Source organism: Ruminococcus sp. 210702-SL.1.03 (assembly GCF_020559915.1).
Lineage (GTDB): Bacteria > Bacillota > Clostridia > Oscillospirales > Ruminococcaceae > YE71.
The window spans coordinates 89,565-114,298 of record NZ_JAJCLZ010000005.1 but is presented as its reverse complement, the minus strand read 5'-3'; the positions used below and the strand labels follow the sequence as shown (position 1 = coordinate 114,298).

22 protein-coding genes and 2 tRNA genes are annotated in these 24,734 nt (G+C 51.0%); 9 read left to right on the top strand and 15 right to left on the bottom strand.

Features of this window, described 5'->3' with window-relative positions:
* Positions 1-8: 8 nt before the first annotated feature.
* Together LI114_RS04635 and LI114_RS04630 are read right to left on the bottom strand one after the other, a co-directional pair.
* Complete coding sequence (locus LI114_RS04635; protein WP_227219652.1) at positions 9-1,040, bottom strand: SGNH/GDSL hydrolase family protein; 1,032 nt, start codon at positions 1,038-1,040, stop codon at positions 9-11.
* Between the two features lie 441 nt (positions 1,041-1,481).
* Positions 1,482-2,828 (bottom strand): citrate/2-methylcitrate synthase, encoded by a 1,347-nt coding sequence (locus tag LI114_RS04630; protein WP_227219651.1) that lies wholly within the window; start codon positions 2,826-2,828, stop codon positions 1,482-1,484.
* A 234-nt stretch (positions 2,829-3,062) separates the two neighbouring features.
* Between LI114_RS04630 and LI114_RS04625 the strand changes: the two genes are divergently transcribed.
* The 5 genes from LI114_RS04625 (at position 3,063) to LI114_RS04605 (ending at position 9,597) form a co-directional block, all read left to right on the top strand.
* A complete protein-coding gene (locus LI114_RS04625) occupies positions 3,063-4,028 on the top strand; it encodes a SpoIID/LytB domain-containing protein (RefSeq protein WP_227219650.1) in 966 nt (321 codons plus the stop codon).
* Between the two features lie 232 nt (positions 4,029-4,260).
* On the top strand, positions 4,261-4,902 hold the full coding sequence (locus tag LI114_RS04620) for a hypothetical protein (RefSeq protein WP_227219649.1): 642 nt from the start codon (positions 4,261-4,263) through the stop codon (positions 4,900-4,902).
* A gap of 158 nt (positions 4,903-5,060) precedes the next feature.
* Positions 5,061-6,632 (top strand): zinc-ribbon domain-containing protein, encoded by a 1,572-nt coding sequence (locus LI114_RS04615; RefSeq protein WP_227219648.1) that lies wholly within the window; start codon positions 5,061-5,063, stop codon positions 6,630-6,632.
* A gap of 3 nt (positions 6,633-6,635) precedes the next feature.
* Entirely contained in the window at positions 6,636-7,496 is an 861-nt protein-coding gene (locus tag LI114_RS04610; RefSeq protein ID WP_413770898.1) for a zinc-ribbon domain-containing protein, read from the top strand.
* Positions 7,497-7,782: 286 nt separating this feature from the next.
* Positions 7,783-9,597 carry a beta-L-arabinofuranosidase domain-containing protein gene (locus tag LI114_RS04605; RefSeq protein WP_227219646.1) on the top strand — a complete coding sequence of 605 codons (1,815 nt, stop codon included), beginning with the start codon at positions 7,783-7,785 and terminating at the stop codon, positions 9,595-9,597.
* Positions 9,598-9,663: 66 nt separating this feature from the next.
* Here LI114_RS04605 and LI114_RS04600 read toward each other — a convergent pair whose 3' ends face one another.
* The 8 genes from LI114_RS04600 to LI114_RS04565 all read right to left on the bottom strand — a co-directional run bounded on the left by LI114_RS04600 (position 9,664) and on the right by LI114_RS04565 (position 17,871).
* Complete coding sequence (locus LI114_RS04600) at positions 9,664-10,518, bottom strand: helix-turn-helix domain-containing protein (RefSeq protein ID WP_227219645.1); 855 nt, start codon at positions 10,516-10,518, stop codon at positions 9,664-9,666.
* Positions 10,519-10,572: 54 nt separating this feature from the next.
* Positions 10,573-11,367, bottom strand: a complete 795-nt coding sequence (locus tag LI114_RS04595) for a diguanylate cyclase domain-containing protein (protein WP_227219644.1) — start codon at positions 11,365-11,367, stop codon at positions 10,573-10,575.
* Between the two features lie 155 nt (positions 11,368-11,522).
* The gene (locus LI114_RS04590; RefSeq protein ID WP_022127889.1) at positions 11,523-11,960 is read right to left on the bottom strand and encodes a MarR family winged helix-turn-helix transcriptional regulator; all 438 of its coding nucleotides are present in this window, start codon (positions 11,958-11,960) and stop codon (positions 11,523-11,525) included.
* A 112-nt stretch (positions 11,961-12,072) separates the two neighbouring features.
* A complete protein-coding gene (locus LI114_RS04585; protein ID WP_227219643.1) occupies positions 12,073-14,742 on the bottom strand; it encodes a YhgE/Pip family protein in 2,670 nt (889 codons plus the stop codon).
* 254 nt (positions 14,743-14,996) lie between these two features.
* Positions 14,997-15,134: a hypothetical protein gene (locus tag LI114_RS04580; RefSeq protein ID WP_022127892.1), complete on the bottom strand. Its 138-nt coding sequence runs from the start codon at positions 15,132-15,134 to the stop codon at positions 14,997-14,999.
* A 99-nt stretch (positions 15,135-15,233) separates the two neighbouring features.
* Positions 15,234-16,340, bottom strand: coding sequence for a PrsW family glutamic-type intramembrane protease (locus tag LI114_RS04575; protein ID WP_227219642.1), 1,107 nt, complete (start codon positions 16,338-16,340; stop codon positions 15,234-15,236).
* An 89-nt stretch (positions 16,341-16,429) separates the two neighbouring features.
* Complete coding sequence (locus LI114_RS04570) at positions 16,430-17,089, bottom strand: HD domain-containing protein (protein WP_022127894.1); 660 nt, start codon at positions 17,087-17,089, stop codon at positions 16,430-16,432.
* 83 nt (positions 17,090-17,172) lie between these two features.
* Positions 17,173-17,871, bottom strand: a complete 699-nt coding sequence (locus LI114_RS04565) for a hypothetical protein (protein WP_227219641.1) — start codon at positions 17,869-17,871, stop codon at positions 17,173-17,175.
* A 350-nt stretch (positions 17,872-18,221) separates the two neighbouring features.
* On the opposite strand from LI114_RS04565, the gene LI114_RS04560 reads away from it, so the two are divergent.
* Genes LI114_RS04560 through LI114_RS04550 form a run of 3 tightly spaced genes read left to right on the top strand, consistent with a single transcriptional unit; the run spans position 18,222 to position 21,455 of the window.
* A complete protein-coding gene (locus tag LI114_RS04560) occupies positions 18,222-19,166 on the top strand; it encodes an ABC transporter ATP-binding protein (RefSeq protein WP_227219673.1) in 945 nt (314 codons plus the stop codon).
* Between the two features lie 14 nt (positions 19,167-19,180).
* On the top strand, positions 19,181-20,314 hold the full coding sequence (locus LI114_RS04555) for an ABC transporter permease (RefSeq protein ID WP_227219640.1): 1,134 nt from the start codon (positions 19,181-19,183) through the stop codon (positions 20,312-20,314).
* Positions 20,301-21,455, top strand: coding sequence for an ABC transporter permease (locus tag LI114_RS04550; RefSeq protein ID WP_227219639.1), 1,155 nt, complete (start codon positions 20,301-20,303; stop codon positions 21,453-21,455). The genes LI114_RS04555 and LI114_RS04550 overlap by 14 nt, the downstream gene beginning before the upstream one ends.
* A gap of 69 nt (positions 21,456-21,524) precedes the next feature.
* Here LI114_RS04550 and LI114_RS04545 read toward each other — a convergent pair whose 3' ends face one another.
* From LI114_RS04545 to LI114_RS04535, 3 genes are all read right to left on the bottom strand, one after another.
* Complete coding sequence (locus tag LI114_RS04545) at positions 21,525-22,172, bottom strand: hypothetical protein (RefSeq protein ID WP_227219638.1); 648 nt, start codon at positions 22,170-22,172, stop codon at positions 21,525-21,527.
* A gap of 139 nt (positions 22,173-22,311) precedes the next feature.
* A tRNA-Gln gene (locus tag LI114_RS04540) sits at positions 22,312-22,387 on the bottom strand.
* A 32-nt stretch (positions 22,388-22,419) separates the two neighbouring features.
* Positions 22,420-22,495 (bottom strand) — tRNA-Gln (locus LI114_RS04535).
* A 219-nt stretch (positions 22,496-22,714) separates the two neighbouring features.
* Here LI114_RS04535 and mscL point away from each other — a divergent pair.
* Positions 22,715-23,176, top strand: coding sequence for a large conductance mechanosensitive channel protein MscL (gene mscL, locus LI114_RS04530; RefSeq protein ID WP_227219637.1), 462 nt, complete (start codon positions 22,715-22,717; stop codon positions 23,174-23,176).
* A 55-nt stretch (positions 23,177-23,231) separates the two neighbouring features.
* On the opposite strand, the gene LI114_RS04525 is transcribed toward mscL, so the two are convergent.
* Entirely contained in the window at positions 23,232-23,834 is a 603-nt protein-coding gene (locus LI114_RS04525; RefSeq protein ID WP_227219636.1) for a zinc dependent phospholipase C family protein, read from the bottom strand.
* 15 nt (positions 23,835-23,849) lie between these two features.
* The gene (locus LI114_RS04520) at positions 23,850-24,713 is read right to left on the bottom strand and encodes a stage 0 sporulation family protein (protein ID WP_227219672.1); all 864 of its coding nucleotides are present in this window, start codon (positions 24,711-24,713) and stop codon (positions 23,850-23,852) included.
* Between the last annotated feature and the right edge of the window lie 21 nt (positions 24,714-24,734).

Sequence of the window (24,734 nt, the reverse complement as noted above, 5' to 3'; positions counted from 1 at the left end):
AAATATCCTCATTCTTTCGTCTTGCGTTTGTGTACGCCTATGCTTATGCCGACCGCTGCGCAGGCTGTTACGGCAGCCGCCGCGCCCGCCGCTATGCCTATATTTTTTCTGCGGTCTGATCTTCTTTCTTCCTCTGCCTTTTTTACTTTCTGCTCGCTGACATACTCCGCTTCCGCCTTGTCGTCGTGGTATGTAAATGTCTGTTTTTCTATAAGCTCCTCCAGCGTTTTTGCTATGAGCTGGTGACCCTCGGCGTTGGGGTGTATATCCATATCCTTTATGTTGGTAAGCTCCTGATTTCTGCCCTTAAAGCTTGACGCCACGTCTGCGACCAAATAATTCTCGCCTTTTTCCGAAAGCGAGAAAATAGTTTCATTCAGCTTGCCTATCTTCTCCTCGCCCAGCTTGTCCAGCAATGAGATAACATGCCCCTCAAAAGGGTTGTAAAGGGTCTGTATGATAAGCTTGCAGTCGGCGTTTTTGGTGCGGTCGTGTATCTCGTCGGTAATGGCTGAGAGCTTTTCGTGGAAAGGCGCAAGCGCGGTATCGAGGTCGTCGCTCAGCGAAAGCGATCTGTTCACCATATCTCCTACGCTGTTGTCCTTGCCCATTATCCCCAGAAACACGCCCAGCATATCGTTTCCGCCGATGGATACCACTACGGCGTCGGCGTCTGAAAGCGCTTTGTCGCAGGTGCCGCCTTTCAGCAGGTCGAGAAGCTCCTGCGAGGTGTAGCCGCTTATCGCGAGGTTTTCGTAAGCAAAATCCGCCTCTTCCGGCAGATTTGACTTAAATACCTCGGCAAGGATATTGGCGTATGAGGGACACTTGGTAAGGTCATTTTTGTCGTACCCTTTCAGCCCGTAGCCCGCCGCTATCGAGTCGCCCAAAAATACCGTCTTAGGCGGCACGTTCACTTCTACGTCGAAGCTCGGCTCGCCCTCGGCAAAAGCCGTCGCCCCGCCGCATATAAATACCGCCGCCGCGCATATCGCGCATATCGCTCGGCGCAGTATATCAGCTTTTTTATGTATATGCATATATCTGTTCATCTCCGTCTTTTTGTCAGGGCATTTTCCTGAAATATATATGTCCGCGATATATATGATATGCCGATATGCGTACATCGGATATATCCATTATATATAATACTATATTATTTCCGATATGTCAACATTATTTTCCGCATATCTGCATATTTCAGGTATATTTAAGGCAACACCGCACAACTACCGCCTTCGGCTTTGTGCACGTCTTGCTTGCATATTTCTCGTCATATTGCACCAAAACTCCTTGGAAAGCGCCAGCTTGCCGTCGTCATTTAGTACAATCTGACGAATAATCTGACGTCGCAATACGAACACAATAGTTGTGCGGTGTTGCTTTAATATATAAATATCTCAGTACACATATATTAAAACAAACGCCCCGCTTCGGCATATTTCGCCGAAAGGGAGCGTTATAATCAGTATGATGATGTGTTATCTTTCGTCTATCGGGATATACTCGCGCTCTTTCATTACAGCCTTGTATGCGGGGCGGATTATTCTCTTGCCCGTTACAAGCTCTTCAAAGCGGTGAGCGCACCAGCCTGCCATACGCGATACGGCGAAGAGCGGCGTGAAGAGGTCTTCGGGTATGCCCAGCATTCTGTATACCAGACCCGAGTACATATCTACGTTCGCGCACATAGCCTTTATATCGCCCTTCTTCTCAGCGAAAAGCTCGGGAGTAAGGCGCTCGATGGACTCCAGCAGGCGGAACTCTTTCTCAAACTCAGTTCCGTGCGCGAGCTTCTCGGCGTTGGCCTTGAGTATCACGGCGCGGGGGTCGGAAAGGGTGTATACCGCGTGGCCCATACCGTATATCAGACCCGTGTGGTCGAAAGCTTCTTTATTTAGTATCTTTCTTAGGAAGTCGGCAACTTCGCCCTCGTCATCCCAGTTGCGCACATGTTCTTTTACGCAGGTGAACATCTCGTTAACTTTGATGTTAGCGCCGCCGTGCTTCGGGCCTTTCAGCGAGCCGATAGCCGCCGAGTATGCCGAGTATGGGTCGGTGCCGGAAGATGTAAGTACGCGGCAGGTGAAAGTAGAGTTGTTTCCGCCGCCGTGCTCAGCGTGCAGCATAAGCACTATGTCGAGCAGCTTGGCTTCCTCGTCGGTGAATTTGCGGTCGGGGCGCAGGGCTGAAAGTATCATCTCAGCGGTAGACTGCCCCTTTATCAGCGGGTGCATTATCATGCTCTGACCGTCGTAAACTCTGCGCTTTACCTGATATGCCGATACCATTATATTAGGCAGCTTCGAGATTATCGAGATAGCGGTAGCCATTTCAAATTCTGGACTTCTGTTTTCGGGGTTTTCATCATATGAATATAAAGAGAGCAGGGCGCGTCCCATCTTGTTCATTATATTTCTCGAGGGCGCTTTGAGTATCATATCTTCAAAGAAGTTGGGCGGCAGTTGGCGGTTTTCGTCCATCAGCTCGGTAAAAGCCGCAAGCTCTTCGTGAGTAGGCAGATTGCCCATCAGCAGCAGATACACCGTTTCCTCATATGCAAAGCGGTTTTCCTTTACGGCGTTTTCTACGAGATCTTTGATATCATATCCGCGGAATACGAGTTTGCCCGGTATCGGAGATTTTTCGCCTTCGTTTATTACATATCCGTGAACGTTACAGATGTTGGTAAGACCAGCCATTACGCCGGTGCCGTCGGAATTTCTCAGACCTCTTTTTACCACATATTTATCGTAGTATTTAGGGTCGATGGCGTTATTGGCAACAAATTGCTGGTAAAGCATATTCCTCGCTGTTTCGTTTGACATATAAAGATCATCTCGCTTTCTCCGCGCCAAAATATGCGCAGCAATAATATACAAATAATTCTCACGTAATTATATAAATAATATTTTACAACATTTTTTCCGATTTGTCAAGTTAGATTTGCACAAACATAGCCGTTTGGCTAAAAGCAATTTGTTTTATTTGATGAAAATATGAATTTTATCGAGCAGAGTTATTCATTTTCACACCCTGAAGCAAAAGAAAGGACGATATTTATGAAAGATTACTTACAGCTTATTGCAGTTTTTGCAGTGCTGCTGCTGCTGATACCCTGCGTTGGATATGCGCGGCGCGAGTCGGAAAAAGCTGCCGCGGGCGGTTTGCAAGGTTACGAAACTGTGAAGATACTCTGTGAGGAAACGGGCAGGGTGGCTGAGTACAGCATGAAGGATTACATAATAGGCGCGGTATTTGCGCAGATGCCTGCCGATTTTGAGGACGAGGCGCTGAAAGCGCAGGCGGTGCTGGCTTCTACATATGCGCGGCGGCGTATACTTGCCGAGAGCGCCGAGCCTGCGGCGGATCTGCGCGGCGCACATATGAGCGATGACGGCAGCCGCTATCAGGCGTTTTTCACGGAAGATCAGGCGCGGGAGGTCTACGGCGACGGTTACGGTGCGGCATTGAAAAAGATAACCGCTGCGGCTGAATATGCCGAACCGCTCACGCTCAGCTGGCAGGGCGAGCCGATATTGGTAGCGTTTCACGGCATATCCTACGGCAAGACCGAGTCGGCGCAGGTGATGTGGGGCGAGGAGATACCGTATCTGACATCGGTCGATAGCGAGTGGGACGCCGAGCTTGAGGAGTGCGAAACGGTGCGGGATTACAGCGAAGCGGAGATGAAAAGGCTGCTGACGGCGGAGTTCACCGACTGCGACCTTAGCGGCGAGCCTGAGGGCTGGCTGACTGCGGCGGAGCGTTCTCCGGGCGGCACGGTGCTGAAAATGCGCGTGGGCGGCGAGATATGCGAAGCGTCGCGGATATGCGCGCTGCTCGACCTGCCATCGCAGCACATAGAGGTAGAATATGCCGACGGGGAATTCACCTGCCGCGCGCTGGGCTGCGGGCATTTGGTAGGCATGAGTCAGCACGGCGCGAACGAAATGGCGAAGCAGGGAAGCGGCTGCGAGGAGATACTTCTGCATTATTTTACGGGGTGCGAGATGATGCGTAAATGAGCACGGTAATATATATCTTTGAATATATTGCTTGCATAAATTTTAGAGTATAGGTATATCGTTAGATTATCCAATTATATAAAAATATTGACATTTTGCCCAAGGGTTAATAAATTGCCAAGTCGGTCTTTTTTAATTATTTGTACAAAAAATCATTGACATCTCGTAATATCTGTGCTATAATATATCTTGTCGAACGCTGGCAAAAGCGCTCGTAAAAAGGGGGATATATATGCAGAAGGGCAATGGGGTGCGCGCTTTGATGCTTTCGCTCATCGGCCTCGCTATGATAATTTTCATTCCGTGGCTTTGTGTGAAAAGCGTTTCTTCCGCTATGAACTACCTGCGTAATGGTACTGAAGTGCAGTGCCGTGTGGTATCGGTGGAGGAGCATAAAAAGGGAAAGCAGCTCGTGCACGCCGTTTATACAGATGATACAGGCGAGGAAATACTGGCTGAGGCGACTATGAACCGCCGCACTTCAAAGGGTGAGAGCTTTACGGCGCTCGTTACAGATTCCTACCCCGAAAAGGTCTACTGCCCGCCTTCAAATTCGCTGATAGCCGTTTCCGCGGTGATAATGACAGCGCTTTGGATCTCGGGATTTGTGGTATTTTTCATGGGTCATCACGATTCGATAGTCAACCGTATGCTTACCAAAAACGGTAAGCCCGCGCTCGCCGAGGTGGTCAGCGTGAAGCAGATAGACCAGTTCGCATATGAATGTAAGATGCGCTATAACGATTCCCGCGGCGGCGAACATACGGGAAAATTTTTCGTCAAAAAAAGCCGCCCCGTTATCGGCGACAAATTCCACATAGTCTACTGCTTGAAGAAAAACGGCAAGGCGGTAGCGGATATTATAGAAATATGAAACAAAAAGGTGCGTCCGCAGCAGGTCGCGCTTTTTTTTAGTCGGAAAATAATGTTGACACGGCGGCGCGTATGTGCTATTATATTATAAAGGTATTATAAAGGTATAGCGTATAACGTTTGTTAAAAAATACAGGAATTATAGAAAGAGTGATATATATGTTTTGCCCGAAATGTGGAAAAGAACTGCCGAATGATTCGGCGTTTTGTCCCGCCTGCGGTAACAAATTATCGCGCGGCGCAGATGAGCCTGAGCAGCAGTATCAGTACGACCGGTATGACCAATATGAACAGCCGGAACAATATGAGCAGTACGGCACGATAAACGGCGATATTTACGCTCCGCCCGAGCCGCCCGCTTCGCCGAAGCGCTTTCGGTTTCTGATACCCGCGGTGATATGCTCGGTGTGCTGCGTGTGCATGGCGGCGATGGTCGCGGCGATAGTGCTGACCCGCGGCAGTGTAAAAACGGACAGCGCCGATGAAAACAGCGCCCCGCAGACCCAGACAGCCGCAGCCGCTCAAACCGAGCAATCGACACAGACCGATCAAACCGAACAGCCGCAGACGGAGCAGACCGAGGAGAAAACCACTGCGCAGACTACCGCTCCGCAGACCAAGCCCGCCACCACTACTACGCAGGATAAATATAAGATACCGGTAACCCCCGACAGCACGAGCTACGTCGGAACTATGTATGTCGCGACCAAGAAAGACCCGCTGACTATGCGCATCGGGCCGGGATATAAATATGCTTACAAAACTGAGATACCTCGCCGTTACGAACTAGCTGTTTATGCCGAGCGCAGCGGCGACGGCGAAACGTGGGCGTATGTCGAGTACAACGGCGTGTATGGCTGGTGCACGGAAAAATATCTTTCGTACAGTCTGCCGATAGAGTACGATATAGTCGAGCCGGATAACTACATTGAAGATGACTATCACCCGCATTTTACAGTGGTCGTTAATGATCTGACCCTGCGCAAAGGCCCCGACAAGAGCTACGCCGCGATGGACAGCATCGACAGCGGCACGGCGATGGAGGAGTACGGCTACAACGACGACGATAACGGCAAATGGATATACACCGAGTATAATGGTCAGCGCGGCTGGATAATGGCATACAGGGGTGAATACGACAGTTCGGACTACAAAGCTTACGTTCAATATGAGGGCGGCGCGGCGAAACCCGTCATCTACCTCTACCCCCAGCGCCCGACCGATGTTTCCGTAAAGCTTACTGCGAAAAATGCCGAGATCTCGACAACATACCCCGCATATGGCAACGGCTGGAACGTTACCGCCTACCCCGACGGCAAGCTAGTCAACAAAGCTGACGGCGGAAATTATCACTATCTTTTCTGGGACAGCGTGAACGACCGTGCACATTATGATATGTCGCAGGGCTTTGTTGTAAAGGGCGAAGATACCGAAAAATTCCTGCGCGAAAAGCTTGAAATACTGGGTCTTAACGAGGACGAGCGCAACGAATTCATAGTATACTGGCTGCCGCGAATGGAGCACAATAAGTATAATCAGATAGCGTTCCAAAGCGACATCTACACCGATAATTACGAACTAGATATATCCCCGAAGCCCGACAGCCTGCTGCGCGTGTTCATGACATACCGCCCGCTTGAGGAGAAGATAGACATTCCCGAGCAGAAGCTCAGCGGGTTCGAGCGCAAAGGCTTTGCCGCTGTTGAGTGGGGCGGGGCGGAGTTGAAGTGAGTGATGGAAATGAAGTGTAAATATTGCGGGAACCCCCTGCCCGATGGCTCGGATTTTTGTATATACTGCGGTCAAAAACAGCCGCCCAAAAATCAGGGCGCGGACGTCAGCAGGTTCAAGATACTCCTGCCCGCGCTGATATGCTCGGTCTGCTGTATATGTATGGCGGCGCTGGTGGTCGCGATAGTTGTGAAGCGCGGAGCGAACGGCGGCGAGAGCGAAGCTGACGTATACCAAAATTCGGCGGTGTCGAGCGCTGCGGCTGTTGACGCCGACGCACAGACCGAGCAGACCGAGCAGACCGAACAGACTGCCGAAAACAGCTCAGATGAAAAGATCGACACGCCTTACGCGCCTGCGGTAATGGCGGAGAGCGGCTGCCTTTTCGCGCCGAGCGACGGTACGCTCGTGCAGATGCGCAAAGGTCCGAGCGAGCAGTACACGCTGATATGCGATGTTTCGCCGGGGGCAATGCTGACGGTCTACGCCGAGGAGCATACGGACAACGTCAGGTGGATATATACTCAGTACGGCAGTGAGTACGGCTGGTGCAGGGCGGAGCTGCTCAAAGATACGGTGCAGAAAGTAGCCAATGTAACTGAACCTCAGATCGCTCTTCATTCATCTGAGCGATACGAAGTCGTCAGCCGCGTGAACGAGCTTATGCTGAGAAACGAGCCTAACGAAAACTCCACCAGCAAGATCTACATCAACAAGGGCGAAAAGCTGACGATATATGGCGAAAAACGCAATGACGACCGCTGGCTGTACACTTACAAAGACGGCCAGTTCGGCTGGATAAAAACGTACAGGGGCGACCCCGGCAAGAGCGGTTACAAGATATATTTAGATTATTACTATTGAAAAAAAGCTGTATGGATGACTAAAATCCGTACAGCTTTTGATTTTTATTCAGTTGCGCGATGTGCGTCCGCTTTTGCGGCAGAAAAACAGCCCGACGAGCAGCAGTATAGGGGAAATTATCGCGGCGAGTATGCCTTTTCTGAGGTCGTCGCCGAAAGCGCCCGATACCGCGCCCGTCGGATATGATATGCGATTAGTCTACTAGTTCTGCGGAATAGTCTACCGACAAATGCGCTTATTTGTGGTATAATGTGATACACGATCAAACGATACGGAGGGTTTTATTATGCTGAAGTCAGTTGGAAAGAAAAATGTAAAGCTGCTGCCCGGACTTTTCCGCGAGCGCATGGAAACCGAGCGTGGTTACATATCCGAGCTTGAAACGCAGTGCCTTTTGCAGAATTTTTATCTCGAAGCGGGCGTTGTAATGCCGGGGCTTCAGGTGTTGGAAGACCCCTCTTCTGCTAAGCTGCACTGGGGCTGGGAAGCGCCTACCTGCCAGCTTCGCGGACATTTTCTCGGTCACTGGCTCAGCGCCGCAGCCGCGATATTCGCTTCCGAGGGCGACGCCGCGCTGAAATCTAAGCTCGATTTTATGATTGCCGAGCTGGCACGCTGCCAGAAACTCAACGGCGGCAAATGGGCAGGCTCTATCCCAGAAAAATATTTCAATAAGATGATAACGGGCGATCACGTTTGGTCGCCGCAGTACGTTATGCATAAGACGATAATGGGCCTTGCCGACGCTTACGCCGACGCGGGCAGCGAGCAGGCTCTCGAGGTGCTCTCAAACCTCGCCGACTGGTACACCGAGTGGATAGCCGAAACGGAAAAGGTTTCCCCCTACGCCGTCTGCAAGGGCGAGTCTGGCGGTATGCTCGAGGCTTGGGCGCGCGCTTACGAGCTTACCCGCGATGAAAAGTACCTCAAGCTTGCCGAAAAATACAGCGGCGCGGGTATGTTCACCGACCTCGAAAAGGGCGGCGACCCCCTCACCAACTGCCACGCGAACGCTTCGATACCCCTTTCGCACGGCGCGGCTAAGCTTTACGAAGTTACCGGCGACGAAAAGTGGCTCACGCGCGTGAAGCTTTTTTGGCAGAGCGCGGTAGAAAAGCGCGGAATGTACTGCACGGGCGGCGCGAACGCGGGCGAGTTTTGGGTGCCCCCATACCGTCAGGCAGAGTTCCTCAGCGCTACCGATCAGGAGTTCTGCACCGTTTATAATATGGTGCGCACCGCCGACTTCCTCTACCGCGTAACGGGCGAGGCTAAGTATGCCGATTACATCGAGCTTTGCCTTTACAACGGCTTCCTCGCGCAGCAGAACCCCTACACGGGCACGCCGACCTACTTCCTGCCGCTCAAAGCGGGCAGCAAGAAGAAGTGGGGCAGCAAAACTCACGATTTCTGGTGCTGCCATGGCACTATGGTGCAGGCGCAGACCATCTACCCCGACCTCATCTACTTCATCGACGAGGAAATGAATAGGCTCAGCGTTGCGCAGTACATCTCCTCGCAGGCTGATTTCGAGCTGGCGGGCGCTAAGGTGCACTTTGAGCAGACGAGCGATATGAAATATTACAACGATCAGGCGTTTTTCGACGAGCGCGACGACGGCAGAATGAATCGCTGGGCGCTGAAATTCAACGTAAATACCGATAAACCCGCCGATTTTGAGCTTGCTCTGCGCCTGCCCTGCTGGGTAAGCGGCGAGGTGAAGCTTTCCGTAAACGGCGAGAGCGTTCAGCCCGAGATACGCGGCGGCTTTATGATCCTGCGCCGCGAGTGGGGCAGCGACGAGATAAAGGTGTTCTTCCCGAGCAAGATAAATATGCAGACCCTGTCCGATTCCCCCGAGCTTTGCGCCGCGGTGGACGGCCCGATAGTGCTCGCAGGTATTACCGACAGCGATTGTGGAATCAGCGGTGATATTTCCAGACCCGAAGAAATCTTCGCGCCGCTTTCCGAGCACACCTACGGCACTTTCCCTTGGAAGCAGACCTGCTACCGCACCAAAAATCAGCAGAAGAACATAGAGTTCAAGCCGCTTTACGACATCGTGGACGAGGTCTACACCGTTTATTTTACTCACAGATAAGCTTTCAAATGTGGGAATAATATAAATGCGAATACCGCAAAACTGTAAAAGGTTTTGCGGTATTTTTTATCTGTTATTGACTTTTTTCTTTGCAAAAGCGTTTTTGAATCGCAGGGGAGTAGTGCCCTCAAGCCTGCGAAACTGGCGCATGAAGTATTTTTCGTCGGAAAATCCGCTGGAAAACGCCGCCTCCTTTACGCTCGCGCCCGCCGTCAGCAGGGCTTTTGAGCGCTCTATCCGCGAATGCAGCAGATATGCCGAAAGCGTTTCGCCCGTTTCTTTCTTGAAGATCGAGCTGAGGTATTCGGCGTTGTAGTGAAACTGCGCGGCTATCTCGGCTATGGTGAGGCGGCGGGCGCAGTTTTCAGCCGTCCACACCCGCACCGAGGTTATCAGCGGCGAAAATTCGTTGCTGCTGCTAGAGATCTCGGCGCAGCACTCGCGCGAAAGCTCGGTCAGCAGCAGCTCCAGCGAACAGGCGGCGAGCTTCTCACGATATGGCGGCGGCGCGAGCGAGAGGTCTAAAAGCTGGCGGAAAAGCTGCGGAAGCCTGCCCCCGCGCTCGGCGGCGTGCTCCGCGGCGATGTATCCCTTGCCTGCAGTCTGCCGAAGTTCCTCCGCGTCCGCGCCGCGCCACTCGCCGCACTTAAAATGCACCCAAAAGTAGGAAATATCCTCCGACGAGCGCTGTGTGCCGAAATGCTCTTCGCCCGCGCGCAGCAGTATATATTCGCCGCTTTTCACATCGTGCAGCCGCCCGCCTGCCGAAATGTGCAGCTCGCCCGCCAGCACATATATCAGCACCATGCAGCCCATCGTCCGCCGCTGGTGCACAAACCCCGCGGGCGCGGAGAGATTTCCGCAGCCGTAAAATTCGGGTCTGCCGTCATCCGAGCAGCGGCAGTATCTTTTGTCCGCCATTTTTATCACCCGTCTATAATTTTAGCACAAACGGCGGCGAAAATCAAGTGTGGTCTACGGCTTTGCGCGGTCGAGGCTGTTTTCAAACCGGTCGTATATCGCTTCGCCCTCGCTGTCCTCGCCGTAAAGCATTATCCCGCTGTGCAGATGAATGGTGAGCGTTTCGCCGCAGGACTGTATAGTTTCGCCGTTGCGGTCGGTGACTTTTTTGACGAAAGCCGCTGCGTCCTCGGGCGAGGTGCAGCCGGTAGCGACTACAAATTCATCGCCGCCGATGCGGAAAGCCATCATGTTCTCGCTCAGCGCCGAGTCGATGTGCTCTACGCAGGCGCTTATCACGTCGTCGCCCGCTTTTCTGCCTATCTCAGTGTTTATGCGGTGCAGATTTTTGATGTCGAAACAGGCAAGGTATGTGCCCTTTTTGTCCTGAAGTTTATCGTAAAGTTCGGTGAGATCAAATCTTGTTTTGCTCATAAAAGTACCTCCGTTATAATAATTCTTGTTGATCTTCGGATACATCGAGGTAAAGCTTCTCGACCTCGCAAATTCCGAAGGGTTCACGCCCCACACGCTGCGAAAAGCGCGAGTAAAAGCTTCGTTAGAGCCGTAGCCGTATTTCACGGCGGTGTCCAGCACCTGCTCTCCGCGGCGCAGGTCTGCGGCGGCGAGTGTTATGCGGCGCTTTTTGACGTATGTCATTATGCCGCCGTGGGTGCAGTATTTCCAGATCTTTTGCAGCGCCGAGAGCGAGCAGCAGCAGTGCGCCGCTATTTTCTCCTGCGTTATCCCGCCGCTTAGGTTGTTCTCAATGTATTCCAGCGAGCATGCGAAAATGTAAAAGTCTTTCAATAAATGCACCTGCTTTCTTCTGCGAACTAAGGAAGTATACTTTCTATGTTTACATTATATCATATCAAGATGGACTCGGCTTGACTTTTTGCGTAAGTTTGTTCAGTGTCGCAAAAAAATAACGCGCCAGATTTTGCTCAGACGCGTTATCCATATTACTTAACTATTTGCGAAAGCATATGCGTTGCTTCATTCATCGTTTCTATTATCGTGTCCAGACGGTCCTGCGGTATCTCGCCCAGCGAGTCGCTGATGCCCGCGCCGTTTTTCAGCATACGCGAAAGCACCTCTTCGCCGCGCTCGCCAAGCGTTATCAGCACCGTGCGCTCGTCGGTCTTTGAGCGTGTGCGGCAGACCAGCCCGTCGCGCTCGAGCTTTTTGCAAAGTGCCGAAGCGTTTGAGTGGGTCATATTGAAGATGCTGCTCAGTGCGCCTACCGATATAGCCTTTTCAGACTTTATCATGAAAAGCATCATAGCCTGCATATTCGTTATGCCCTCTTCGCGGCAAAGGCTGTCTATCACTTTGTAAAGCGCATATTTGAATTCGTAAAACGATTTGCATAGCTTTGTAAGATATTGCTGTGTAGGCATTTCTTTCACCTGTCTTTTTACACATTTACTGTTTGTTTTATAATAATCGGCGAATTGATTCTTTTTTCAAGATCGAATATCGACCGATATAATTATATCACATTTTATAAAATTATGCAAGACCCTTATCTTCAATAAAGTCGTACAGGCATCTTCTGCCGGTTTCCTTCCATTTAGCGCGGAAGTGGAAGAGGATAACTGTAAGTACCGAGAATACTACTACCAAAATGCCCATTACTATGCAGCAGGGAACTATGCTGCCCTTGCCGGCGATAGCGATTCTGAAAGCGTCTACCGTGTATGTGAAAGGTACAAGCGCGTGTATCTTGCTTACAAATGCGCCCGAGATCTCTACGGGGTAAGTACCTGCCGAGCCTGCGAGCTGTATTACCATGAATATCAGCATGAGGAACGAGCCTACCTTGCCCATAGCTACGTTCATGAAGTACTGTATCGACATGAACGCGATGGAAGCCATGCACGCGACTATTATCGCCTTGCTCCAGCTTGCCGGCGTGAAGCCGCACGCTTTGTGCAGTACGAAGAGCATGAGCACCGCCATTATCTGCGTCAGAACGTGCAGTACCGTAGCCTTAGCCAGCCACCATCTGAATCCTGATTTCAGCTCGCCGTTTACCTTAGTGAGCGGGTACATGATGCAGAATGCCAGCGTGCCTACCCAAAGTCCTACTGACATCATGTAAGGCGCCATTGCGTGGCCGTTATCGGGAACATGCGTGTACTCCTGCTTGCTCGATTCTACGGGAGCGGAGAACATATCGTAAGTATCGTCGTTGGTGTTTATGGAAGCTATCTCGTCAGCGCCGTCGGTAAGGCCGCTCTTTAAAGTGCCTGTGCCGTCGTGAGCGTCGGATACGCCGTCGCCCAGATCTTTGCTGCCCTTGTGCAGCTTGGAAGCGCCTTCGGAGATCTGCTCAGCGCCGTCTGTAAGTGCAGCCGCGCCCTTCTTTACGCTCGCGCTGTTCGCGTCAAGCTTCTTAGTGCCGCTGTAAAGCGTGCTCGTACCGTCGGTAAGCGTCTTTACGCCGCTGGTCAGCGCGCTCGAAAGCTTGCTTACGCCGCTGTCAAGAGTGGCCGCGCCGCTGTTGAGCGCTGCGGAATTTGAATGTATCTTGCTAAGGCCGCTGTTGAGGTCTTTAACGCCTGCGGTGTATGTCTTAGTGCCCGCGCTGAGTTCCTTAGCGCCGCCCGAAAGTGTGCTGAGTCCGCCGTTTATCTGGATCATGCCCTGTATAAGACCCATGTCCTCAGCAGTCTTGCCCTGGCGGTCGAGAGCGCTCTGAATGCTTACAAGTCCGCCCTCAAGGGTGTTTATAGCCTGCTTAGCGCCGGGGAGTACCTGGTCAGAGCCTTTCTTTATCTTCGCAACTCCGTTCTGCAGCTCAGTGATGCTGTCGCCCATGCTGCTCAGCGAAGCAAGTCCGCCTGCCGCAGTCTTGAGCGTGCCAAGCTGTGTGCCTATGTCGGAAACGTTGCCCGCGCAGGTGCTTATCTCGCCCGCGAGAGCTGAGAAGTTAGCGTCGGTCATTATCTCGGGGTAAGCGGTCGCGAGCGAGGTCAGATATGTCTGCATATTCGCGAGGTTTCCGCCCGCCGCCGTAGCGTCAGCGCCAATGTTCGCGGCCGATGTGGTTATGCCTGTCGCCGCCGCCGAAACGTCGGGAAGCTCAAGTCCCGAAACGCTTGTGTACAGCTCGTCGATACCGCTTTTCAGCGAATCGCAGCCTGCCGTCAGCGTCGAGAGGGTAGCTTTGTTTTCCTTAGAAAGGCTGGTCGCCAGCGAATCTGAGATCTGCTGTAGTCCGCTCTGTACAGCCGTGCCCGCCGCATAAAGCTGCTTAGAGCCGCTGTAAAGCTGCGAAGCGCCGTCGTTTAGCGCCTTGCTGTTTTTGTTCAGCTCAGAAGCGCCCGCCGCAGCCTGGCCAACGCCCGATGTGTAAGAGCTTACGCCCTTTTTCAGGCTCGAAGTACCGTCTTTAAGCTGCGAAACGCCAGAGCTTGCCGAGCTTGAAAGCGTCTTAGCGCCGTCGTCAAGTTTCTTAGCGCCCTCGTTTACCTGAGAAACGCCGTCAGTGTATTCTTTCAGTCCGCTTTCCAGCTCCTCAGAACCTTCCTTAAAGGTAACTGTGCTTTCGGCGAGCTTTTTCAGATTTTTGGTTATCTTCTTGTTGCCGTCTGAGATCTGGCTGAGGCCGTCTTCCAGCTCTCCCGTGCCGTCAGCCGCCGAGCTTAGCGAATCGCCTATGCCGGTAAGCTGGTCGAAGACTGTTTCGGAGTAGGTCTTTGTAACTTCTTCCGAAACGCTCGTTTGTATCTTGCTCAGCGCGGTATCGCTGAGTTTGCTGGCAATGTAGTTTTTGCCGGGGTTTGTTTCATACTCCAGCTCCATCTTCTTTGGCTTTTCGTCCATCAGCGTAGCAGCGTTTGCCGAGAAGTTCTCAGGAATGGTTATTACCATGTAGTAAGTACCGTTTTCCAGACCTTCCTGCGCCGCTTCCGCGTCTACGAAGTTGAACTGCAGCTCGTCGTTTTCTTTGAGTTTTTTCACCAGCTCAGTTCCTACGTCAAGCGTAGTGCCCTCGTACTCTACCGACTCGTCTTTGTTTACCACCGCTACCGGCAGCTTGTCGATGTTTCCGTATGGGTCCCACATCGAGGCTAGGAACAGACCCGCGTAGATAGTAGGTATCGCGATTATCGCGATGAGAACTATTATCATGAGCGGGTTTTTCAGAATTGATTTCCATTCTGCCCGAATCATGTGAATCTCATCCTTTCCAAAATTTCCGTTTTTGCGGAGCTTTTTATCCGCTTTTTCATAATATATATGATTTATATATATTATATTCTATAACATTTATACTGTCAATACTTTTTAGGACACATTGTGATGATTGTCCAAAAAATCATGTACAACATTGGCAAATCTCGTGACAGAAAAATGTGCGGTTTATACAAATAAACAGCGCCCGAGTTTTTAGGCTCAGGCGCTGTAAGGGAATTATTCAGATGTTATCAGCAGCCGCATCCGCAGTCGTTGCCGCATCCGCCACAGTTATTTCCGCAGCCGCAGCCGCCCCAGTTGCCGCATCCGCCGCAGCAAACTATGAGAAGGATAAGGATGATGATCCACCAGCAATTGTTTCCGCACATAACGATTTCTCCTTTTCGGGTAATTATTTAAGCCTTTCGCCGCAGGTCTTTGTGACCCGCGCGGCTTATATTACATGATATGAAAAGGCGAAAAATGTGTTACTGCATATTCTGCGTGTTTGGGTATTGCGATGGCTGCCGGCGCTCTATCTCTTTGCCGCAGTTAGGACAAAAGCGCGATGCCGATGAGATAGGCTTGCCGCAGTGAACGCAGTATCTGGGCTGCTGAGGCTGCGGCGGAGTCTGATACTGCGGGTACTGTTGATATTGCTGATATTGCTGATATTGCTGATATTGCTGTGGGGGCGGCGTGTAAGAATATGGGTCGTAAGGATTGAAAACGTTGGGATTTCTGCGGTACATCATCGGCAGCGGCACGCCGAAAAACGTCGGGTTTTCCGAGGTCTTGCCGCCCATCATGTCCTGCATCTGCCCGCCAAGCTGTTCGTAGTAGTATTTGTTGTAGATGTTGTGCGAATTTTTCCGCGCGCAGTATATGCAGCGCACTATCATCGCGTAAATGAGTATCATCATGCAGATGAGCGCTATCAGCCATATGCTGCGGTCTTCGTCTGCGCTCATAGCCGTCGCGAGGTAGTCGTAAACGCCGTGTATCAGCACCGAGAATATGTACGCGAACCGCTCGGGACGGGTGTTCGGGCGAACGTTATTATACCTGCGGTATTTCGATAAGCCGAAGTAGTAGCCCATGAGTATGCCCGTAACGGCGTGGAGCGGTATCGAAAGCACCGCGCGCAGCAAAGCTACCATGAGCTGACTGCTTGCCTGCGATATGTAAAGTATGTTCTCAAGCGTAGCAAAGCCGAGCGCCGAAGCCGCGCCGTAGATTATTCCGTCGTAGGTGTTGTCGAAACTGCGGTCGTGGAAAACTATCCATTTGAATGTAAAAAACTTGCAGGCTTCCTCCACTATGCCGACTACCGCGACGTAAAAGACAAGCTGATATATCAGGTATGAATCCATATCTGGGTAGTAGACCCTTCGCGGGTCGCCGCCGATAAAAGCCTGCATCAGCGCCGAGCCGATGCCCTCTAGTATGCCTGCGGGCACTACCGAGATAGCGCTTATCGCAAATACCGAAGCCAGCTTTCGCATAGGCTTGTGCTTGATAACTGCGTTTTTGAAGATTATCACCATTATTATGACTGAGGGCAGTATGCCCATGAGCAGCATTATTTTATCCAAAGTGGTTCACCCCTTTTGTTGTCTGCGACTGCAACTATTATACCACAATTTTCGGCAGATTTCAAGTGAGTACTTTATCAAATAAGCTGTCAAATCAGCTGCTGTTCGTTGATTATCAGCTTAAACTCCAGCCCCAGAAATTCTGCTGCTTTTCGGCACATTATCATGCGGTCTAGAAATATCTCGAAATAGTCCATCACCGAGCCGTACTGCGTGTCGATAGAGAGTTTCAGCTTTATAAGTGTGTGCTCGCCGTTTATTTTCAGGCTCGATCTTTTCGCCGAGTAGTTCACGCGGTCGTGTATGTCAAAGGTGGTCTTGTCGGTGTTGCGGACGCGGCTGCGGCGCACGTCTGATTTATCGGCGAGTATCAGCGCGGCGGCTATGTGGTTCACCGCTACGCCCGTGCCCTCGTCGTGGTTGCCTATCGCGGTGACGATAACGGCAGTGTCCTCCGGCGGCATACCCAGTCTGTTCAGCAGGCTGAAAGCCATTACCGCGCCGCTCTGCGAATGTTCTATGCGGTTGACCAAGTTGCCGATGTCGTGCAGATAAGCGGCTATCTGCACCAGCTCGAGGTCGTGCTCGGGGTAGCCCAGCGTTTGCAGTATATACCGCGCGTTCTCCGCCACCACGCCTACGTGCGCGAAGCTGTGCTCGGTAAATCCCAGCGCTTTGAGCGAAGCATCCGCTTGGATTATATATGCGTTTACCTCGCTGTTTTTCTTTAGTTCTTCAAATGTCAGCATTTCTGTATCTCCTTATTATATTATTGTAATAGTATAAAAGCGCCGCCGCAGCACACGGTGACGCTTTGTATGTTTTTTAGTCCTTAATTCTTGGTGTCCTTTTTGGAAACGAACTCGCCCGAAGCAACGTCGTAAGCCGAGCTGCTTTTTTTGTTCATGATAACTACTATGATGACAACGGCGATAACAATGCCCGCAACTATGCCGATTATGGTGAATATCATGTTGTTTTTGTTTTGTTCCTTCTGCTCTTCTTTATCGACGTAGTGGCTGCCCTTTTCGATGCAGTTAGTAACAGTTACCTTCTTTACCGTAATATCGGCAACGTCGGTAGCGGTAAAGCATATGCAGCTTACCTTCTCGAAATTATCGGTGCCGTATGCTTTTACTATGTCGTCGTACTTGAATGCCGCGGTGGTCTTGTCAAACTCTGCGGCGGATACTTTTGCCCATACCGAGCCGTCGGGCTGCGCCATAGATGTGTCGGGAGACTCCCAGCTCTGGAATACCAGCTCTATCGGCGAGCTTGAAAGCTTGTTCGCTTCGGTATCCATAGAAAATTCTACTTTTATCTCAGAATCTTTCGTCATTCGGGTGGTGTCGAAAGTATCGTACTGGTACTTCGCACTGGTGCCCCAGTTGCCTACCGAGATAGCTTCGGAAGTATCAAGTTCTACGTCGGAAGTATCGGCGGCGTAAGCACTTAGTGCGCAGCCTGCCGCGATAACTGCCGCAGCGGCGGCGGAAAAAACTCTTGAAAATAACCCTCTTAAATTTTTCATTTCTTTACATTCCCTTTCATATAAGATCTTACTGTTCAAATTGTTTTAACGCTAAAAGTTATTATAACATATTGACTGAAAAATGTAAACGCTTTTTGTCATATTTAACTAAAAATTCAGAACTGTTTTATATTTAATGTTTTTTTCACAATTTAACTGTCCTGCCGCCTGCCTTATATGTAGATCTTGCGCAAAGGCATACCCCGCGCGAATTACAAATGTCACGCCACGCCGCAAAAGTCATTACATTTTGCACTTGAAAAAAGCCGCCGCCTGCATTATACTAGTATTATAGAGATAACATCTGCAAAACGCAACGCATGACGGTTTGATGAAAGGATATGATATACATGAGCACACCCGTAGTGAAGATAGAAAATTTGGTAAAGCGTTACAAAGAGCTTATAGCGCTCGACCATTTCTCGTTGGAGATATATGAGGGCGAGGTCTTCGGTCTGCTCGGACCAAACGGCTCGGGCAAGACCACCGCGATAAACTGCCTGCTCTCGCTGCTGAGTTTCGATAAGGGCAGCGTAGAGATATTCGGCGAAGAGATGTCGCCCGATAATTACAAGGTAAAGAGCAAGATAGGCGTTATAATGCAGAACGTAGCGGTGATAAATGAGCTTACCGTTTATGAGAACATCGACTATTTCTGCGGGCTTTATATAAAGGATAAGGCGGAGCGCAAAAAGTGCGTTGAGGAAGCCGTGGAGTTCGTAGGGCTGGAGGATTTCGTGAAATTTTACCCGAAGAAGCTTTCGGGCGGTCTGCTGCGCCGCCTAAACATCGCCTGCGGCATAGCGCACAAGCCGAAGCTGATAATCTTCGACGAGCCGACAGTTGCGGTAGACCCGCAGAGCCGCAATAAGATACTGGAGGGCATACAGGAGCTGAATAGGCACGGCGCTACGATAATCTATACATCTCACTATATGGAAGAGGTGGAGCAGATATGCACGCGCATCGCGATAATGGATAAGGGCAGGCAGATAGCCCTGGGCACTACCGAAGAGCTGAAAAAGCAGATAAAGAATACCGAGAAGATAACGGTAGAGCTTATGGAGCAGAGCGCCGAGCTGCTGGAGGAGATACGCGCGCTGCCGCACGTTTACGAAGCCGAGTACATCGAGGGCAGGGCAGAGGTGAAATTCTCGGGCGGAAAGCACAATCTCATCCGCCTTTTGACACTGCTACAGCAAAAGGATATACGCTTCGGCAGGGTCTATTCCGAGCTGCCCACGCTCAACGACGTTTTCTTAGAGATAACCGGCAAGCAGCTTCGCGATAGCTGAGGGGGGGCTGAGCAATGTTTTTACATCTTTTGAAATACGAACTGCTCACAGGTCTGCGAAACAGGCAGGCTATGTTTTGGATGCTGGCTTTTCCGATAATACTGGGCACTTTTTTCAACATAGCTTTCAGTGGGCTGTATGAGAGCGACGAGCTTTTTAAAGAGATACCCGTAGCTGTATGCACCGAGCAGGAAAACGCGACTTTTACCGAGGTGATGGACAGCCTGTCTGAGGGCGGTGACGCGCTTTTCGCGCCCGAATATTTAGCCGAAGGCAAGGCTATGAAAAAGCTGGAGAACGGCGATGTCAGCGGCGTGATATTCGTAAACGGCAGCGATATTCGCCTTTCGGTAAAGAGCGAGAGCACCGCCGCTTCGATAATACGCTCGTTACTCGATAATTACGAGGTGAATGTAAAGGTGATAACCGACGCGGCGAACGCCGACCCGCAGAAGCTGGGACAGGTGATAGAGGCTATGAGCGCCGAAATATCGCCTGTGGAAGCGCGGCAGATGTCGGGCGACAGCGCCGATCCGTATGTGCAGTATTTTTATAATCTGCTGGCTATGAACTGCCTTTTCGGCGCGCTCAGCGGATTGGGTCTTGTGATAAGCGTGCAGGCAAATCTTTCAGAGCTTGGCGCGCGCAAATCAGTTTCGCCGGTGCACAAGCTTGAAAGCGTAACGGCGGCGCTGACAGCGGCGGTGATACTGAACCTTATCTGCTCGGGGGTAACGCTTTTATACCTCACTTTGGCGCTGAAAGTAGATTTCGGCGCGCCGCTGCCCGCGCTTTTCGGCGTTACGGCGGTGGGTGTGCTGGTGAGCGCGAGCATGGGCTTTTTCATCGGCGCGATCGGCAAAATGAGCGAGGGCATGAAAATAGGCATACTTATCTCGGTATCAATGTTTTTCTGCTTCCTCAGCGGGCTTTGTGTCGGCAATATGTACGCGCTGGTAGAGCGGTACGCGCCGTGGTTCAATAGGATAAACCCTGCCGCGCTGATCTCAAACAGCTTTTTGGCGCTGAACATCTACGGCGGAAGCGGCAGGCTGACGGCAAACCTGCTCACCCTCGGCGGATACGCCGTGATCTTCACGCTGGGCGGATATTATCTTACAAGGAGGCGCAGATATGCAAGTTTATAAGGTGTTCATGAAAATGGCGCGGAAAAGACTGGTAACTATACTGATGTACTTCGGCATATTCGCGCTGATATGCTTTATAATGACGGCAAACGCTCAGCAGGATAAGGATTACAGCGACAAAAAGCTGAAAATAAGCGTTGCCGATATGGATAATACCGAAGCGAGCCGTTCCCTGCGCGACTACATATCGGAAAATCACGAGATAGTGACGATAGACGGCGGCGATGGCGCTCTTCAAGACGCGATATATTACCGCACGCTCAACTGCTCGCTGACGATAAAAGCGGGCTTTGGCGAAGCTGTCGCGGCGGGCGAGGGCGATGGGCTTTTTGAAATGGTGAGCGCCTCGGGCACTTATGAATCGCAGCTTTTTGAGGGTCAGCTCACGCAGTTCGTAAAGACGGCTGAGATGTACTCGGCTTCGGGCATGGGCAGCGGCGAAGCCTGCCGCGCCGCCGCAGAAGCGCAGGAGCAGCACGTTGACGTTACGGTAGAAAATTTCTCGGCGGGCAATCCCGGCAGCAGACTCAGCTATTTCACGCAGTATCTTGCCTACATATTTTTGGTGATAATGATAGTTTGCTTCACGCCGATACTTTCGGCTTTCAATACGCTTGATCTGCGCCGCAGGATAGACTGCTCAGCGCTGCCGTTGGCAAGCAAGAATATGCAGCTTTTCTGCGCGACGGGCACGCTCACGGCGGCGATATGGCTGGTTTTTCAGATACTGGGTGTCGCCTGCTACGGCGGAGAGATGTTCAGCAAAACAGGCTTGCTGGCGATGCTGAACAGCTTCATTTTCATGGTCGTGGCGGTAGGCATTACGGTGCTGATAGCGCAGTTCGGCATAGCGGGCGACGACGTTTGCAGCATGATCGGCAACACGGTGAGCCTTGGAATGGCGTTCCTCTGCGGCGTATTCGTACCGCAAGACTTGCTGGGCGACGGTGTGCTGAAAGCGGCTTCATTCCTGCCCGCGTACTGGCTTGTCCGCGCGAACAATATGCTATTCGGTCTTTCGGACGAGGGCTATTCGCTCGGCAAATATCTGAGCTATCTTGGCATAGAGGCGCTCTTCGCAGTAGTGCTTTTCGCGGCAGCTGCGGTCGTGGCGAAGGTGAAAAGGCAGTCGGCGGAGTAACAGAATAGAAAAAATAACAGCCCCTCGCAGTTGTGCGGGGGGCTTGTTCTGTATGTATGTGTTTTCTCTTCATTTCGCCGTGACTTCATCGTAAAGCGTTATTGCTTTTACCAGTCCGGAATTTTTATAGTATTCGATCTTTCCGTATTTTGGCTCGTAGTCGTCATCGCCGAATATCAGCGCCATGTCTTTTGCGGTTATTGCAAACCTGAAACTGTTCTTGTCTTCGTCAACAGCGACGATATAATACGAGTCGTTAGTTGCGGACCTATGCGAAGTGTGCCCCGGCATACGGTAAGTTTTGATATTCAAATTTTCGATACATACGTTGTCGCCGCCGTTCAGGTCTGACAAAATATCCGTCCATGCCCGGAAATCGCCCTTAATGCTTCCGCGAAGCGGCGAAAGATAGCTGTCCGTAATAAGCGTACAGCAGAAGAGAATACATATTATTCCTAATATCAGATCGGCGATACGCCGCTTTACGATGCTTCTTTCGCGCAGCAAATAATGAAAAGCTATAAAAAGCAGCGTCGCCGCTAAGAGGTAAAGCAAGATCTGAAATAAAATATTGAGCGGTATAGTTACCGCAAGGCGTATAAGCGCCGACCTTCCGACCAAAGAGGGTGGGTCGCAGCAAACGGCGATGGTCACCAGCATTGTAACGAAAATTATTGACGGCAGATACGCCGCCTTTTTTGAGAATATCTTTTTCATCTGTCACGATCACCTTTTGATTAAATTATGCCCGATACTCGATATGTTTTGTGATTTCTATTATACAACAACCCCCGCAAAAAATCAATATCCAAATAGAAAAAAAGCAGACGCTCTAGAAAAACGTCTGCTTTACTTTTGGCTGGGGTAGAAGGATTCGAACCTACGGAATGGTGGAGTCAGAGTCCACTGCCTTACCACTTGGCGATACCCCAATTTGCTTATTCTTTTGAAATGAGCAAACAGATGGTTGGGATAGCTGGATTCGAACCAGCGGAATGACGGAGTCAAAGTCCGCTGCCTTACCTCTTGGCTATATCCCAGTGTGATCTCAACTGTAATCTTGCCTTGCTCGTTTCAGCTTTATTATTATACCACAACATTTCACACTTGTAAAGGGGTTTATGTCACCTTTTACAAATTGTTCACAATTATCATTTTTCAACGAAAATCGTTGATTTTTCGCCTGCTTTGTGCTATAATCTAATTACAGTATCACCGCCCCGCCGCGGGTGAGTAAATGTGAAAGGAATGTTTTCGCAATGGAGAATGAAAAGGTCGGAGTAGTAAAGAAATTTATTGAGGAATTTAAAGCGTTTGCGCTAAAGGGCAACGTTATGGACCTCGCCGTCGGCGTTATCATCGGTGCCGCTTTTCAGGACATAGTGACATCGTTCACCGAAAGCTTTATCAATCCTATCATCAATTCTATCGGCGGCGCTAAAGTAGCGGGCCATTTTGAGCTTTTCAGCACGGGTCAGTACATAGAGTACGGCAAGTTCCTTACCGCTGTTATCAATTTCCTCATTATGGCTTTCATTATCTTCATGCTTATGAAGGCTATCAATAAGCTCATGTCCCTCGGCAAGCACGAGGAAGCCGCCGCCCCTACCACCAAAAAGTGCCCTTACTGCAAGACCGATATTGACATCGAGGCGGTAAGATGCCCGCACTGCACCTCTATTCTCGAGCCCGAAAAGATTCCCGAAACAGCTCAGGGCTGATATTCCAGAATACGCATACAGCCGAACGATCTTAGCTGACCGTTCGGCTGTTTTTTTATATCTCAAATACCTGTTCCATGTAAAGCAGAGCAAGCTCCGCCGCGGTCTTTATGTGCTCTTCGCTCAGAAAACCGCAGGGCGGGTAGGGGTACTGCAAAGCCGTTATCTTGTCGCGCCATTTTTCCAGCCCCGCTTTGTCGATGCCTGCGTCGCCTGCCGAATCCGCCGTCGAGCGCCGCAGCAGCTCTATGTCCCGCGGATAGTTATCTCTTTTCGAGAGCAGCGAGTCAAAGCCGCGCAGTTCGTCCCATTTCGCGTTGTTAAGTTCGTCCTCGGCAATGCCCTTGCCGCGCAGATATTCAAAAAGCTGTGGCTGTACCGTTTCGTCCCAAGCTATATCTGTAAAAAGATGCAGCGCAAAGCCTTTTATGAAATCCGTTTCCGCACGCTCGCGGCAAAATTTCACGATGTTCGCTTTCCACTGCTCAATGTTGCGCGAGCGTATGTGCGCCGCGTAACGCTGCTCGGCGGGCGCGAATCCGTCGGCATTCACCCGGTCGGGCGCTATGCAGCCCAGCAGGTAGGCGGGCATATCTTTAATTTTAAGCGGCTCAGCGAGAATATCCGCCGCCGCGAGGTGTACTGCTATCGAAGGCATCGCCGCTCATCTCCCTTACTTGCCCTCAAGCTGTTTCAGCGCGCGCATCTCGTTCTTGTCAACGCGGATAACTGAGTCCTTTATTACCTCTACGTCCTTTTTGTTGACGGTAAGCAGGTTGTCCGACTTATCTATCTTGACTTTCAGCGTGCCTGTAAGCAGGTTTACGTCGGTAACTACGCCCTTGCCCTCGGCGGTCTTGACGTATGCTCCCGTTTTCGGCGTGGTCTTTAGCAGATCTTGATATGCTTCGCTCTCGAATTTCAGGCAGCACATCAGCCTGCCGCAAGTGCCCGAAAGCTTAGTCGGGTTGAGCGATAGCGACTGTTCCTTAGCCATTTTTACCGATACGGGCTGAAATTCGCCCATAAATCGGCAGCAGCAGAATGGCTGTCCGCATATGCCTAAACCGCCCAGCATTTTCGCTTCGTCGCGCACGCCTATCTGCCGCAGCTCTATACGGGTGCGGAAAACGCTCGCAAGGTCTTTTACCAGCTCGCGAAAGTCTACGCGGTTTTCGGCAGTGAAGTAAAAGAGCAGCTTGTTGTTGTCAAAAGTACACTCTACGTCCACCAGATCCATTTTCAGACCGTGCTTGCGTATCTTCTCTTCACATATAGCAAAAGCTTCCTTTTCCTTTTTCTTGTTTTTCTCGATCATCTCGAAATCTTTTTTCGTTGCCAAGCGTATTACCGTTTTCAGCGGCGAATTCAGCTTCGATTCCTCCATCTCGCGGTCTGCGAGAACTACTTCACCGCACTCTACGCCGCGCACCGTTTCTACAATCACCTTGTCGCCGCAGTGTATGTCCAGCTCGCCGGGCGCGAAGTAGTATATTTTTCCGACCTTCTTAAAACGAACGCCGATGTATTTTACCATTGCCATTTTAAAGTCCTTTCA